The organism is Actinoplanes sp. NPDC048796 (assembly GCF_040650035.1).
Taxonomy (GTDB): domain Bacteria; phylum Actinomycetota; class Actinomycetes; order Mycobacteriales; family Micromonosporaceae; genus Actinoplanes.
In genome coordinates this window covers 401,354-415,179 of record NZ_JBEZGO010000005.1, presented here as the reverse complement: position 1 = coordinate 415,179, position 13,826 = coordinate 401,354, and the positions used below count along the sequence as shown (strand labels likewise).

Sequence of the window (13,826 nt, the reverse complement as noted above, 5' to 3'; positions counted from 1 at the left end):
GGGCGCGGCCTCGAGCTATTGCGGTCGCAGGTGAGGCAGGTTGCGGAATGTTGTGGTCGGGCACGTCAGGTCCGCATACGGGATGAGCTCCCGGTACGCCTCGGCCAGGCCGTCGAGGAGCCCGCGTTGCCGGTCGGTGAGTGAGTCACGAACGGCCCCCTCTCGAGCATATTGGCGCATACGGGACACAAGAATCGAGAAACCAGCGGTGTACCGGGGGAGTCCTTGGCCGGCTGCTTGCAGGAGGTGGTCCGCTGCGGCGCTGTGCCGGCCGCGAGCGGCCGCCGTTTCGGCCTCGATGATCGCCACGTCGGTTGTCCACGCCGAGTCGCCGCGAAGGCGCTCGATCAGGTCATCCACCTCCGCGAAGTAACCTCTTCGAAGCGTCAGATAGCAGCCGATCAGCACCTCACCAGAGGCGGCGGAGCGCCGGGAAGATATCCGTCGGGGCCTCGTTCTCCGCAGGCCCGCCGAGAACAGCAGACCGCCGCGTTCGAGGTCGTTGGCCTGCAAGTAGCGCAGGGCGAGGCGGGCGTTTCGGTCGGCCGGGAAGGCGCTGAGCATCAGTTCGCCGCGGTCCAGGTCTTCCTCGATTAAGCAGGCACCCTCGCTGGGGAGGCCCAGAGCTACGCTCGTCACGCCGTCGCTGACTTCCAGGAAGGACTGCCCCTGGTCGCCCGGCCCCACCTCGGCTCGGCGCCGGCGGCCGGACTCGGTGACCGGCCCGAAGGTCGCGGGTCGGGCCGGTGACAGGAGGGCAGGCCCGGCATGGGTGAGCATCCTGGCCCGCTGCCAGCCGGCCGGTCTTTCGCCGTGCCGGGCCGAGACCAACGGCGCCCGATCCTCCAGATCGGCGTCGGCCGTGTTCACCGCCTCGCGGAGCGCGACTTCCCGTGTCTCGTCCCGCCCCACGTCGACCACCTCCTCGACGAGGTGATCACCGGGCAACGCTACCGTGACAACATAACGACCCGGACCCACGCTGAACGTGACGCCATTCGTTCCCTGACCCACGATCCGCAGGTGCGTGTCGCGGATCAGCACCGGCACTCTCAGCGTGCCCACGTCGACCCGAAGCCCGCTCATTCCACGCTCACCACCTTGGGACGGGCTTGACGGCCGTCGACCAGGAGGGCGACTCCGCTGCGCGTCCGGAACCGATTGTCGCCCGGTTTCACGATCACGTCGAGGCTGTGCAGCCCGGCCGGTAGATCCCAGCTCGCCGGGTTCGGCTCGAACCGGCCGTCGGCCAGCAGCCCGTTACGGTCACCGTCCCAGATCTCGGCCCGCACGAACGGACGCGCATGGTCGGGGTCGAGCCAGATGGCATACGGGAAGGCGGGCGGTTTTTCGAAATAGTGCACGACGTGGGAGAGCCCGGTCCCACCGCCGGTGACATACTGCTCAGCGTTGTATTGCCGCGCCCGGCTGTTCACCTGCTCCTGCAGAGTGCGCAGCAGACTGGCCCCGGTGACGTGGAACTCTCCTGCGCCCGCGGCTTCGACGGCCAAGCCTCCCAGGCAGTCGAGCAGGGCGGCGGAGAAGATCGTGCCCTCGCCGTCCCGCCGGCCGTAGGCGAGCGTGCCGGGCGCGGCGCTGAAGTAGACCGACGACGAGCGACGGTCGGCGGCGGCGAACGGCGACGGCAGCCCCACGCCCGTGCCGAGGTTGGCGAACCGGGCGAACACCTCCGGCCGGAGGCGGCACGCGTCGACGAAGTAGACCTGCGACTGCGGGAATTGATCGCCGGCCATACCGTGGTAGACCGAGCCGATGTCGAGCGAATAGTCGAGGACCATCCGGTCCTTGGCGAAATCCTGCAGCAGAACCAGCGAGTCCTCGTGGGACAGCATTACGCCGTGCCCGGCCGCGTAGAGGAAACTTGTCCCGCTCGAGTTGCGGGAGTTGTCCTCCTGCCAGCCGAGAACGGCGTTGCGCACATGCTCACGGTCAGCCGGCTCACCCTCCGCAGTGGGCGACAGGAGCAGCCGGATGGTGGCGAGCGGCGCCCGCGGGTTGTGGTAGTGGTCGCGCAGCCAGACGGCGAAGCGATGAGCGCCCGCGGCGGTGGAGCTGAGCGACTTCAATCCGAACGTGAGCGGCCCGCCGGGCAGGTGGTCGTACGCGCTCACGCCGATCACCAGCGCGTGCGTCACCGGCTGGCCGGGTTTGAGCGAGGCGGTCCGGTCGACCCAGTAGGTCACGGGAACAGGGCCCGAGCCAGCGCGGCGTGCCGGGCGGCCACGTCGTCGCCCGGTCCGAGGGCCTCCAGATCACCGCGGGCGTCGGCCGACGGCGCATCGGCCTGGATGGCCGCGGACAGTGCCCGTCCCCGGGCGGCGGCGTCGGCGTTGGCGGCGGCGGCCGCCTCGGCCTGCTCCGCCCGCTGGCGCTGGATGGTCGAGCCGAACAGCGCGCCGGCCGCACCGAAGGCGATGGCCTCGACCGACGCGAACAACCAGGCCAGCCGCGTCCAGGAGACCTCGGTGGTGCGGCTCTGAGTGGCCAGGAACCAGATGAAGACGCCGAAGCCGACCAGCACGACGAGCGCCGCGATCAGGGCGATGCCGGTCAGGCTTCGGGTGCCGCCAGTGGCGGGAGGCTGCTCAGGTTCGGTCACGAAACCCTCTTCCCTCGAAATACCGCGCGAGCCGCTCGACATTCTCATGCGGACCGAACCGAGGCAATCCGCCGCCGGGAGGACGGTCACCGGCGCGCGGCGATCCATTCCTGAAGTTCGGCCAGGGACATCGGCGGCCCGAACAGTTGCCCTTGGCCGAAGTCACAGCCGCTCGCTCGCAACGGTCCGGCGATCGCCTCGATGTCGACGCCCTCCGCCGTCACCTTGACGTCCAGGCTGCTCGCGAGCTTGATGATGGCGTCAACCATGGTCAGTTGCTGTGCGGACGTGGTGATGTCCTGGACGAAGCCAGGGTGGATCTTCAGCTCGTCGATGGTGAAATTACGCAGGTACGACAGCGAGGAGTAGCCCATGCCGAAGTCGGCCACGGCTACCCGGGCGCCGACCCGCCGCAACGACTGCACCACGCCGGGATCCTGCCGCATCAGCGTCTCCTCGCTGATTTCGACAGTCAGGTCGGGTGCGAAGAGGCCGGAGCCGGTCAGCAGACCTCGGATCCGGTCGGCGGCGGCTCCCTCCGCGACGACCGCCTGGGCGACCGCCACCGATACGCCCATCGGCGGGAGTTCACGCAGCTCGTGGAAAGCTCTGGCCAGAACAAGGTCGAACAGTCGCCCGGCGAGACCCGCCTCAGCGGCCAGCGGCGCGAGGTCGCCCGGCCCCAGGGTCGGCATGGCCCACGTCACCCAGAACGGCGCCGCCCGTACGCCCACCAGATCGCCGCTGCTCAAACTCACGATCGGCTCGTAGAGGACCCGTATCGGCTGGCCGTCGCCATCCAGTATCCGGCGCAGCTCGGTGCCCAGTTCGAAGGGTTGGAACAGCTGCACGGCCAGATCGTTGTCCTTGGCCGTATGTGCCGCCATGGTCGCCCGCTGCAGCAGGGTCTCCGGTTCTTCGCCGTGCGCGGGATGCATGGCCACCCCGATCGCGACGTTGATGTCGAAGGAGTGCCCGTCGACCACCACCGGGCACTCGATCGCGGCCCGGATCTCCTCGGCCAAACTCAGCGCGGCGGCCTCGTCAGGCAGCCGGGCCACCACTCCGAACTCGTCGCCGCCGAGCCGGCCGACATGACCCGCTACCGGTGTGACATTCCGCAGTCCCTCGCCGACCCTGGTCAGCAGGCGATCGCCCACCCCATGACCGGCATAGCGGTTGACCTCTCGGAACCGGCGAATGTCGACCATCAACACCGCCACCACCTGATCGCCCCGGCGCTGCCGCAGCACGTCGGCGATGCCCCGCGTGAGGGCCTGGCGGTTGGGCAGGCCGGTCAGCGCGTCCTGGATCACCAGGTTGTGACTGGCCTGAATGAACGTACGTAGATGCCGGGTCTCGCTCTCGCGGTCGGCGAGCTGCCGTTCGGCCCGTTCCAGCAAGGGCTCGCGCAGAAGCAGACGCTCGTCGCGGTCGTCCTCGATCCACTGGGCACACTGGTCCTCGGTGCGGCGCAGCCAGATGAGAAACTCGCGATCGGCGGCCAGCCACTCTCGCAGCCGCGGCCAGGCACGCAGCAGGATCTCGTGGGCGATCTCGACATACTCGACCCCCGCGTAGCTGTCGCCGCCGATCACCAACAGCCTGGTGTCCGGCCCGGCCAGCCGCGCGGCGATCTCCCAGTGCTCCTCGGGCAGCTCGGTACGCAACAGCCGCCGGCCCAGCGCGATGCCGTCGGTCAGGCCCAGACGGCAGAAGACCCGGCGTGCGATGTCCTGCTGCTCGGCGGGCAGCCGGTCGACACACGAGTCGGCGAAATCGGTCAGAGCCGTCCGGGCGCCGCCCAGAGAAGCGTACGAGTTGAGCGTGAGGCGTGGCTCGTCGAGTCGCTCCCACAGCCTGGTGAGCGCGAACTGCACGAGCGGTAGTTCGCCGGCCTGCCCCGAGAAGTCGTCGACGATCTGGGCGACCAATGTCGGCTCGACCCGTACGGGGCGTTCCGGGTCGGCCAGCCGGGCCGGCTCGACGACCGCGGCGCGCAGCTCCTCGGGGCCGAGCGGATAGAGCATCACCGCGCTGCTCTGCAGATAGGGACCGAATTCGCGATCCTCGGCGATGAGCTGGCCGAACAGGTCGTGCCGTAAAGTGATGACGAACAGGCAGCCCGGCTCACGCGGCGCGGTCACCAGCTCGGCCAGCAGCCGCAACATGGTGCGGCGCTGCTCGGGCGGGTGGTCATCGTCGAGGATCTGCTCGAACTGGTCGAGGACCACGACGACTTGCTGGACTCCGGCCGAGGCGCGGACGACCCTCATCGCGTCGGCCAGTCCACGGTCGGCCAGCCGCTTCTCCCACGCCTCCAGTTCGGCGGGCGGGATGGGCGGGCCGGGCGAGGTGCGGGCGGCGAACGCGGTGGCCAGGGCGCTGAGAACACCTCGGCCGGGCCGGATCGTCAGGTGGGCCAGCGCGGCGTGCCGGCGCAGCTCGGCGACCAGGCCGGCCGCCACGACGGACGACTTGCCGCTTCCCGATGGACCGGTCACGGTGACCACCGGCGTGCGGCCGGCCCGGTCGACCAGATCGGCGATCACCTTGTCGCGGCCGAAGAACAGCGCCGCGTCGTCCGGCCCGAACGCGTCGAGCCCTCGGTAGGGACAGGGCGGCGGACTATAGAGGACCTCGGGCCAACAGGCGATCGCCACCTCGGCGCCGAGCAGGTAGGCGTCGCCGCCCTCACCTGGACCGGCCGCCGCGCACAGCACGCCCGCGACACGCGCCTCCCCCTGCGTCCACACCGGACCACCGCTGAAGCCGCCGACGGCCTGGAACGTCCCGTCGACGCGTTGCTCGACCTGGTAACGCCCGTGGTCGACGGCGCCGGCCAGGACGGCCTCGACATGTGCGCCGTTGCGGTGCCGTCCCGGTCCCCAGAACTGCACGACTGTTCCCCCGCGGGCGGGACGGTCGATCATCTCCAACGGGGTGACCCCGTCGGGCAGATCGTCCCGCAGCATCAGGCCGGCCAGGTCGTGGCGGTCGAAGTCGCCGTGATCCGGCCCCCACATCTGTACGGTCGCGTAGGCGATCGGAGTGTCGTCCGGCGCGCCGCCGAAGGGGAATTCCAGAAGGAGCCGCACGTCCTCATCGGGCCGGCGGGTCTCGCGCTGCCCGCGCCCCAGCGCTTCGTTGATCACGTGAGCGCAGGTCAGCACAGCCCGGCCGCCCACCGCGAAGGCCAGCCCGGCGAGCCGGCCGTCGCGCATGACGCGGCCGATGCCGAACTCGGGACCATGTGGCAACAGGAGCTTCCACCCTCTCCGGATGCCAGCCAGGTTACCGGCTCGGCATTCGGCCGCCCGATCAGGTGAACAGGGCTCGGCCCCAGTAGTCGTCCGGACCGGACAGGCCCGGGGGACAGGCGAAGATGGCGCTGGAGACGTGGCGTACGTACTCGTTCATGTCGTCGTTGGCGGCCAGGCTTCGCTGGACCGGGATGAAAGCCTTGGCCGGGTCTCGCTGGTAGGCGATGAAGAACAGGCCCGCGTTGAGGCGGCCCAGGCCGTCCGAGCCGTCGACGAAGTTGTAGCCCCGGCGGAGCATGTGGGCGCCCTTGTTGCTGTCGGGGTGGGCCAGGCGTACGTGGGAGGTCGTGGCCATGAGGGGCTGGCCGTCGGCGCCCACCGCGGTGAAGTCCGGCTCGTCGAACTCGGCGTCGGCGCCCAAGGGGGCCCCGCTGCCCTTGTACCGGCCGATGATGCCTTCCTGCTCGGTCAGGGACGAGCGGTCCCAGGTTTCGATCAGCATCCGGATCTTGCGGGTGACCAGGTAGGAGCCGCCGGTCATCCAGTCCGGGCCGTCGCCGGGCTGGACCCACAGGTGGTCGCGGAGCAGGTCGGTCTGCTCGGCCTTCAGGTTGCGGGTGCCGTCCTTGAAGCCGAACAGGTTGCGCGGGGTCGCCTGGCCGGCGGCGGTCGAGGACGTCCGGCCGAAGCCCAGCTGCGACCAGCGCACGCTGACCGTCCCCATGCCGATGCGGGCCAGGTTGCGTACGGCGTGCACGGCCACCTGCGGGTCGTTGGCGCAGGCCTGGATGGCGATGTCGCCGCCCGAGATGGCCGCGTCCAGGGTGTCGCCGGTGAAGCGGGGGAGCGGCTCCAGCGCCTTGGGGCGCCGGGCGGCCAGGCCGAACCGCTCGAACAGCGACGGGCCGAAGCCGATGGTGATGGTCAACGACGACGGCGGCAGGCCCAGCGCCTCGCCCGTGTCGTCCGGTGGGGCCTGGGGTTCGCCGTTGACCGCGCCGATCTCACCGGCGTCGCGCCCGGCGGTCATCCGGGCCGCGGCCGCGGTCCAGTCGCGCAGCATCTGGACGAGCTTGTCGCGGTCCTTGGTGATGACGTCGAAGGCGACGAAGTGCAAGCGGTCCTGGGCGGGTGTGACGATGCCGGCCTGATGCGCGCCGGCGAAGGGAACGACGTCGGAGACCGGTTCGGGGGAGGAGCCGGAGCGGGTCAGCGCGGTGCCGCCGGCGATACCGGCGGCGCCGAGGCCCACGCCGGCGCCGGCGAGCGTGATGGCTCGCCGGCGCGACATCTTCCAGGGCATGGTCAGGCCTTCTTCGCGACGACCGCGGCCACCTTGCTGATCGGCTCCGCGAGCGCGTTGATCGCGTCCGACAGGGTCTTCAGGTCGGCCTGGGTGAGCTGGTTGTGCAGCTTCCAACCGTCGCCCTCGCGGTACTTCGCGAGCGCGCTGTCGACGTTGGCGAACTCGGTGTCGAGGGTCTTCACCAGCGCCGGGTCACGCTCCTCGAGGACCGGGCGGAGCGACGCGATCGCGGCCTTGGAGCCTTCGACGTTGGCGTTGAAGTCCCACAGGTCGGTGTGCGAGTAGCGGTCCTCCTCGCCGGTGATCTTGCCGGAGGCGACCTCGTCGAGCAGGCCCTTGGCGCCGTTGGCGAGCTGCAGCGGGGACAGCTTCTCGGCGTTGGCCTTCTGCACGATCTCCTTGACGTCGGTCAGCAGCTGGTCGGCGATCGGGCCGTCCTTGCTGATGTCCGGCTTCGCGGCCCACAGGTCCTTCTCGATACGGTGGAAGCCGCCGAACTTCATGCCCTCCTCGGTGACCTCCTCGCGCCCGTCGATGCGGGGGTCGAGGTCGCCGAAGATCTCAGCCACCGGCTCGATCCGCTCCCAGTAGGTGCGCGCGACCGGGAACAGCGCCTTGGCCTCGTCGACCTTGCCCGCCTTGACCGCCGTCACGAACTCGGTGGTCTTGGTCTCGAGGGCGCCGGTCTGGCTCTTGACGTACCGCGAGTAGCTGGCGGTGGCCTCGGCCAGCTTGGCGTCCTCGGTGAGGGCGGGGGCCGAACCGGAGACGGTCAGCGCGCCCCGGATGCCCTTGCCGATCATGCCGGGCTTGCAGGCGGTCTCGTACGAGCCGGCGGGCAGCTCCACGTGCAGGTTGCGCGACAGGCCGGGCGCGATGTTCTCGACCTCGGCCATCACCCGGTCGCCCGGCGCGTAGACGTAGAACTCGGTGACCTTGTTGCCGCCGTTGGTGATGGCGAAGACGCTGGTGCCCGCGTCGACGGTGGTCTTGCCGACCTCACAGCCGGTGTCGGTCGCCTTGACCGCGATCGGTCCGCCGGCCGCCTCGTCCGCGCCGGAGTCACCGGAGCCGCAGGCGGCCACGGTGCAGACCGCCGCGACGGCGAGCAGAAGGGGGGTTTTGCGCACGGTATCTCCTAGGACTGCGCCGGGGCGGGAACAGCGGCCGTCTTCGGCCGCAGGAACAGGATGAGCACGGGTACGGCGAAGACCAGCCAGGCCGCGACCTCGAGCACGGTCGCGGTCGGCGTCACGTTGAACATGCCGGTGAGCAGCGCCGTGTACCACGCGTTGGGGTCGAGGGCGCCGCTGATGTCGTACGCCAGGTTGTTGAGGCCGGGAACGACGTCGGCCTCCTGCAGATCGTGGACGCCGTACTTCAGGATGCCGGCGGCGACCAGGATGAGCAGCGTCCCGGTGACGGTGAAGAAGACCGTGAGGTTGATTCGCACCGCCGTGGCGTACATGAAATAGCCGAGCAGGACCGCCGTCGCGATGCCGCCGAGGAGCGCGTAGAGCGGGCCGCCGTTGATGCTCGCGCCCTGCACGGCCGAGTAGAAGATGAGCGAGGTCTCGAGCCCCTCGCGAACCACGGCCAGGAACGCCATCAGGGCCACCGCGACCGAGCCGACGGCCAGGGCGTCGCTGAGCTTGCCGCGCAGCTCGCCCGCGATGGAGCGGGCGGCCCGGCGCATCCAGAAGATCATCCAGGTCACGAAGACCACGGCCAGGATCGAGGTGATCGCCTCGAACAGCTCGCGGTGCTCGTACTTCTGCAGCAGCGTGGTCGAGGTGTAGCTGAGCAGCCAGCCGAAGCCGACGGAGAGGGCCACGGCGAGGCCGACGCCGGCCCAGACCTGCGGCAGCCGGTCCTTGCGGTCGGCCTTGACCAGGAACGCGATGACGATGCTGACCACCAATGTGGCCTCGAGCCCCTCGCGCAGGCCGATGAGGTAGGTGGCGAGCATGGACCGGTCCCTTCACTAAGGCGTGCCTAACCTGACTACTACAGACTGTAGATTAGGGAAGGCTGGCCTTAGTGTCCAGGGCCGGTCCGGGTGATCAGTCCTCGCCGGCGCCGGCCAGCAACCGCCGGAGAAGATCCTCGTCGCCGGGCTGCAACTCGCCCACGAAACGGCGCAGAACGGTGGCCCGGTCGGTGCCGGCGTCGAGCAGCGAGCCCATCTTGCGGGCCGTCACCGAGGCCTCGTCGGTGAGCGGCGCATACCGGAACGAGCGGCCGTCCTTGTAGCGCGCGAGCAGGCCTTTCTCGTACATCCGAGTCAAGACCGTCACTACGGTGCTGTACGAGAGGCGGGCCGTCAGCCGGCCGAGCACGTCGCGCGGCGTGAGTGAGTCGGTCGCGTTGACCAGGACCCGAAGGATCTCCGATTCGAGTGCGCCGGCCTGGCGGCGCCCGGGCGCCTCTTCGTCGTCGGCTGGCACGTGCGCAGCATACCGAGATCGTCTGATGCTGTAACTTCTACAGCCTGTAGAAGGAAGGCGGGCACGATGACGGCGACGCTCGGGAACATCCTCCTGGTGTTTCTGGCCGATCGGCCGGGCACCGCGCATGAGCTGCAACAACGCCACGCCGAAACGTTCGGCCGGGAACGGTCGGTCGACATCGCCCGGGTGCTGGCGGCGCTGCGCCGTCAGGAACGCCTCGGCAGCGTCGGCACCGAGGCGGCGTCGCAGCCCCGGCGGCCGGTGGTGTGTTTCCTCACCGATGCCGGCTACGCCCGTCAGCGCTCCTGGATGCTCGGCGTCCCGCCGGACGTGACCGGCGAGGACATCATCGTCCGCGTCCTGCTGGCCACCGCGGCGGCCGACCGGGAGACCTTCGACGCCGTGATCGAGTCGTGCCTGACCGCGCTGAAGTCGCAGCGCTCCCGCAGCCGCCGGGCGGCCGTGCTGGAGGCGGGCAGCGCCCTCGCCGAGTACGAGGACACCGTCGCCGCCTCCCTGCAGACCTGGCTGCGCCGCCTGGCCGGCCGCCCCCGCCGGCGCGACGCCGCCGCTTAGGAACGTTCCAGCGCCGGGCGGTCCCACTTGGCCAGCTCGGCGGCCGCCTCGTAGGTCGAGCGGAGGAACTCGGTCAGGGCCGCGTCGGGGTCCGGGGCCGAGGCGACGGCCTCGTACGGCAGCAGGAACTCCCGGATCGTGGTGTCGTAGTGGGCGGCCCGCGGGCGTACGGGGAAATCGGGGTAGCCCTGGGGTTCGGGATAGGCGTACGCGTAGAACGCGCCCTCCTCACCACCGCCGGGCCAGAAGCCGAAGCTGGCCAGCTCGTGGGAGTAGGCCTCGTGCATGACCGACGGCGGGCAGTTCGGGGCGCCGCCCGGATGTGGCGGCGCGACCCGGCCCGAGAAACGGGTGTATGCGAGGTCCATCGAACCCCAGAAGAAATGCACCGGGCTGGTCTTGCCCAAGAACTCCCAGCGGAAGCGGCTGAACACCCGCTCGACCTGCAGCAGCTGCCGCCAGAAGAGGCGGGCGGCGTCACCGTCGTACGACTTGTGGGTCTCGTCCTCGGCGAACGGGATGGCCGGGTCGACCTCGTTCGGCACGGGGTGGATGACCGTCTCGACGTTCAGCTCGGCCAGGGCCAGCATCGTCTCGCGGTAGAACGCGGCGACCGTCTTGGGCTCCAGGGTGACGGTGCGCTCACGGCCGTCGCTGGTGGTGATCCGCAACACCTGGTCGATGAAGTCGAACTCGATCTCGAACGACCCGTCCCCGTACGGCACGGCTGTCGTGGTCAGCCCGCGCGCGCTCGGATAGAGCGTGACGTGCCACCAGTGGTTGACCGCCGGCGCGTGCGCCATCCGGACCTTTCCCACGATCTGCGCCCACATCTGCAGCGTGTCACGGGTGTCCACCCAGTCGGTCACCCGCAGCCGGGGCCACTCACTTCGCCCGATCGTCTGTTCCATCGCCCGAGCCTGCCACATGATGCCGTCCGGGCTCTTCGACGCAGATCACAGCGTCCTTCGCTCCGCTTTCGGTCCTCGGCGCTGGAATGGGACGCAAGGGCGGGCGCTCGGTGATTCCCCCCAGTCCCGGGCGCCCGCCCGTTCCAGCACCCAGCCATGGAGGCGCCATGACCACCGAACCGGGCCTGGGCCCCACACCGCGCGGCCCTCATTTCCTGTCACCCTCCCTCCTCTCTGCGCCACCCCCGGCCGCCCCGGCTGTGGTGAACCGGCGGTGGCCGTTGATGGTGGCCGGTGGCTTCGCCGTCCTCGCCCTGGCCGCGGGCGCCGGGGGAGCGGCCGGCTACGTGGCGGGACGCGACGCCCCCACGGCGGCGGCCGCTGTCCGGGACGCCCTCCCGGCCGACCTGGTGACGGCCGCGGCCCAGGCCCGGCCCGGCGTGGTGTCGGTGCGGGTGGGCAACGGATCGGGCTCCGGCTTCGCCTTCGACGGCCAGGGGCACGTGGTCACCAACAACCATGTGGTGGCCGCCGGTGGGCCGATCACGGTCGTCGACGCGGACGGCCGCCGGCTGACCGCCACCCTCGTCGGCACCGACCCCGGCAACGACATCGCCGTCCTGCGGGTCGACCCGCCGGCCAACCTGCCCGCGCTGCCCCTGGCCGCGCCGGGCACCACGCGCGTGGGCGAACCGGTCCTGGCCGTGGGTTCCCCGCTCGGCCTGTCCGGGACCGTGACGGCCGGCATCATCAGCGCCCTGGACCGCCCCGTCCGGCTGGGCGACGGCGACAACCGCCGAACCGCCGTGCAGACCGACGCCAGCATCAACCCCGGCAACTCGGGCGGCCCGCTGATCAACGCCCGGGGCGAGGTCATCGGGGTCAACACGGCCATCGCCACGCTGGAGGGCGGCGGCAACATCGGCATCGGCTTCGCGGTACCCGTCGATCGGGCCCGTCAGGTGGCCACCGACCTGATCAACCGAGGCTGACCGTCCAGGACGGTGCCCTCCGCTTCGCGTGCTTCCGCAGAAACGACAGCATCCGCTCCGCCGCCTGCCGCCGTCCGCGCTCGGTCAGCCCGATGTCCCCGCCTGGTAGGGCTGCGTCATGGTTCTCGGGCCGCGCCGGGTCGTCGCGGGGTCACAAGGGTGACGAGCCCTACCAGGATTCCTCGTGTGTCAGCCGGTGACCGGCAGGCCGGCCACGACGAAACGGCCGCGGCCGAGGCGCTTGGCCTCGTACATCGCGATGTCGGCCGAGCGCAGCACGTCGGTGGCGCCGGTCTCGGCGCCGGGTGTCTCGGCGGCGATGCCGATGCTCGCGCCGACGTGCAGGGTCAGACCGTTCCAGGTCACCGGCTGCGCGATGTCGTGCAGGACGCGTTCGGCCAGGCGGACCGCCTCGGCCGGCGGTGCGGCCGGGCAGAGCAGGACGAACTCGTCGCCGCCGAGGCGGGTCACCAGGTCGGTTTCCCGTACGGCCGCCGACAGCCGCCGGGACACCACCCGCAGGACGGCGTCGCCCGCCTCGTGCCCGTGCTCGTCGTTGATCTGCTTGAAGCCGTCCAGGTCGAGGTAGAGCACGCTGACCGGCGCGTCCGCCGTGGGCAGCAGCCGGCCGAGCCGGTCGGTGAGCACGGCCCGGTTGGCCAGGCCGGTGAGCGGGTCGTGCCGGGCCTGGAACGCCAGTTCGGCCTGCGTGCGCTCCTGCTCGCGCACCGCCGTGGTGAATCGGGCGAGGACGAAGGCGGCGCACGCGGTGGTGAACACGATGAGGATGATCTGGCGGTGGTCGAAGCCCGACTGCAGCATGGTCAGCAGGGGCGTCGTCATCAGGGCCAGGCCCAGGAACAGCACCCGCGCCGGGTGCAGCACGGCGGCCTGAGGCCCGGGGTTGCTCAGCTCGGCCCGGGCCGGGTGCATCGCCGCCGCCACGATCAGGGCGTTGCCGAGCACGATGAGCGGGCCGATCCGGGCCACGATCGTGTAGTCCAGCAGGTACGGCAGCAGGTTGTAGCCCAGGTCGACGCCGAGGTAGAGGCCGGCCGCGGTCAGCAGCAGGCGGGTCGGCGCCGTCCGGGTGCCCGGGGAGAGGGCGATGAGCAGCGTTCCGGCCAGCAGCACCACGTCGCCGACCGGGTACAGCGCCGGGATCACGGAGTCGGCCACGCCGTAGCCGGCGCCCAGCACCGGCTCGATCAAGAACTGCCAGCTCGCCGCGCCCGCCGCCACCGTCAGGGTGAGGCTGTCGAGCACGGCCGGCCGCATCCGTCCCGGCGCCCGCCGGCGGGCCATCAGGGTGAGCGCCGCGGCCAGGAGCGGGTAGCCGGAGAGCCAGAAGGCGTCCGCGACACCGACGGACGGAACCACACTGACGTACGACTGCACCAGCTCGATCGCGTCGCCGGTGAACCACAACGTGATGGCCGTCGCGATCAGCACCCACGGCAGGCGGGTGCCGGACGGTTGCCGGCGGGCCGCCCACCAGCTGATCCCGCACAGGGCCAGGTAGAGCACGGCGTAGAGGGCGTTGCCGAAGCCGGTCCCGTAGGTGGCGATGGAGCCGGCGACGCCGGCCGCCATGACGGGAAGGAACCAGCGGATGCCCGGGGCGTTCATGTCCGTGTCGTCGGCAGTCCCGGGCCCGACCTGAGCCGGTGTGACGTGGATCAGCTACCGGACCGGACCGGACCGGGCC

At 70.7% G+C, this 13,826-nt stretch carries 12 protein-coding genes; 2 read left to right on the top strand and 10 right to left on the bottom strand.

Features of this window, described 5'->3' with window-relative positions:
* Positions 1 to 15: 15 nt before the first annotated feature.
* The 8 genes from AB0C26_RS23595 to AB0C26_RS23560 form a co-directional block, all read right to left on the bottom strand.
* Positions 16 to 1,086 carry a hypothetical protein gene (locus tag AB0C26_RS23595; protein ID WP_360251172.1) on the bottom strand — a complete coding sequence of 357 codons (1,071 nt, stop codon included), beginning with the start codon at positions 1,084 to 1,086 and terminating at the stop codon, positions 16 to 18.
* Entirely contained in the window at positions 1,083 to 2,204 is a 1,122-nt protein-coding gene (locus AB0C26_RS23590; protein ID WP_360251169.1) for a caspase family protein, read from the bottom strand. The genes AB0C26_RS23595 and AB0C26_RS23590 overlap by 4 nt, the downstream gene beginning before the upstream one ends.
* Positions 2,201 to 2,620, bottom strand: a complete 420-nt coding sequence (locus tag AB0C26_RS23585) for a hypothetical protein (protein WP_360251166.1) — start codon at positions 2,618 to 2,620, stop codon at positions 2,201 to 2,203. Before AB0C26_RS23585 ends, AB0C26_RS23590 begins: the two co-directional genes overlap by 4 nt.
* Positions 2,621 to 2,706: 86 nt before the next feature.
* The gene (locus AB0C26_RS23580; RefSeq protein ID WP_360251163.1) at positions 2,707 to 5,880 is read right to left on the bottom strand and encodes an EAL domain-containing protein; all 3,174 of its coding nucleotides are present in this window, start codon (positions 5,878 to 5,880) and stop codon (positions 2,707 to 2,709) included.
* A gap of 61 nt (positions 5,881 to 5,941) precedes the next feature.
* Complete coding sequence (efeB, locus tag AB0C26_RS23575; RefSeq protein ID WP_360251160.1) at positions 5,942 to 7,186, bottom strand: iron uptake transporter deferrochelatase/peroxidase subunit; 1,245 nt, start codon at positions 7,184 to 7,186, stop codon at positions 5,942 to 5,944.
* A 2-nt stretch (positions 7,187 to 7,188) separates the two neighbouring features.
* Entirely contained in the window at positions 7,189 to 8,319 is a 1,131-nt protein-coding gene (gene efeO / locus AB0C26_RS23570) for an iron uptake system protein EfeO (RefSeq protein ID WP_360251157.1), read from the bottom strand.
* Between the two features lie 8 nt (positions 8,320 to 8,327).
* Positions 8,328 to 9,158, bottom strand: coding sequence for an iron uptake transporter permease EfeU (efeU, locus tag AB0C26_RS23565; protein WP_360251154.1), 831 nt, complete (start codon positions 9,156 to 9,158; stop codon positions 8,328 to 8,330).
* A 94-nt stretch (positions 9,159 to 9,252) separates the two neighbouring features.
* A complete protein-coding gene (locus AB0C26_RS23560) occupies positions 9,253 to 9,636 on the bottom strand; it encodes a BlaI/MecI/CopY family transcriptional regulator (protein WP_360251151.1) in 384 nt (127 codons plus the stop codon).
* 66 nt (positions 9,637 to 9,702) lie between these two features.
* Here AB0C26_RS23560 and AB0C26_RS23555 point away from each other — a divergent pair, with 66 nt between their 5' ends.
* Positions 9,703 to 10,215, top strand: a complete 513-nt coding sequence (locus tag AB0C26_RS23555; protein WP_360251148.1) for a hypothetical protein — start codon at positions 9,703 to 9,705, stop codon at positions 10,213 to 10,215.
* Here the strand turns inward: AB0C26_RS23555 and AB0C26_RS23550 are convergent.
* Positions 10,212 to 11,126 (bottom strand): DUF5996 family protein, encoded by a 915-nt coding sequence (locus tag AB0C26_RS23550; protein WP_360251145.1) that lies wholly within the window; start codon positions 11,124 to 11,126, stop codon positions 10,212 to 10,214. The genes AB0C26_RS23555 and AB0C26_RS23550 overlap by 4 nt on opposite strands.
* Before the next feature lie 167 nt (positions 11,127 to 11,293).
* Here AB0C26_RS23550 and AB0C26_RS23545 point away from each other — a divergent pair, with 167 nt between their 5' ends.
* The gene (locus tag AB0C26_RS23545) at positions 11,294 to 12,118 is read left to right on the top strand and encodes a trypsin-like peptidase domain-containing protein (protein ID WP_360251142.1); all 825 of its coding nucleotides are present in this window, start codon (positions 11,294 to 11,296) and stop codon (positions 12,116 to 12,118) included.
* Between the two features lie 189 nt (positions 12,119 to 12,307).
* Here the strand turns inward: AB0C26_RS23545 and AB0C26_RS23540 are convergent, their stop codons facing one another.
* Positions 12,308 to 13,747: a GGDEF domain-containing protein gene (locus AB0C26_RS23540; protein ID WP_360251139.1), complete on the bottom strand. Its 1,440-nt coding sequence runs from the start codon at positions 13,745 to 13,747 to the stop codon at positions 12,308 to 12,310.
* Positions 13,748 to 13,826: the final 79 nt, after the last annotated feature.

What these genes read in the sequence shown, in the direction of transcription:
- AB0C26_RS23595 (WP_360251172.1), bottom strand. Translation starts at nt 1,086, where the DNA reads ATGAGCGGGCTTCGGGTCGACGTGGGCACGCTGAGAGTGCCGGTGCTG.
- AB0C26_RS23540 (WP_360251139.1), bottom strand. Translation starts at nt 13,747, where the DNA reads ATGAACGCCCCGGGCATCCGCTGGTTCCTTCCCGTCATGGCGGCCGGC.
- efeU (WP_360251154.1), bottom strand. Translation starts at nt 9,158, where the DNA reads ATGCTCGCCACCTACCTCATCGGCCTGCGCGAGGGGCTCGAGGCCACA.
- AB0C26_RS23550 (WP_360251145.1), bottom strand. Translation starts at nt 11,126, where the DNA reads ATGGAACAGACGATCGGGCGAAGTGAGTGGCCCCGGCTGCGGGTGACC.
- efeB (WP_360251160.1), bottom strand. Translation starts at nt 7,186, where the DNA reads ATGCCCTGGAAGATGTCGCGCCGGCGAGCCATCACGCTCGCCGGCGCC.
- AB0C26_RS23545 (WP_360251142.1), top strand. Translation starts at nt 11,294, where the DNA reads ATGACCACCGAACCGGGCCTGGGCCCCACACCGCGCGGCCCTCATTTC.
- AB0C26_RS23555 (WP_360251148.1), top strand. Translation starts at nt 9,703, where the DNA reads ATGACGGCGACGCTCGGGAACATCCTCCTGGTGTTTCTGGCCGATCGG.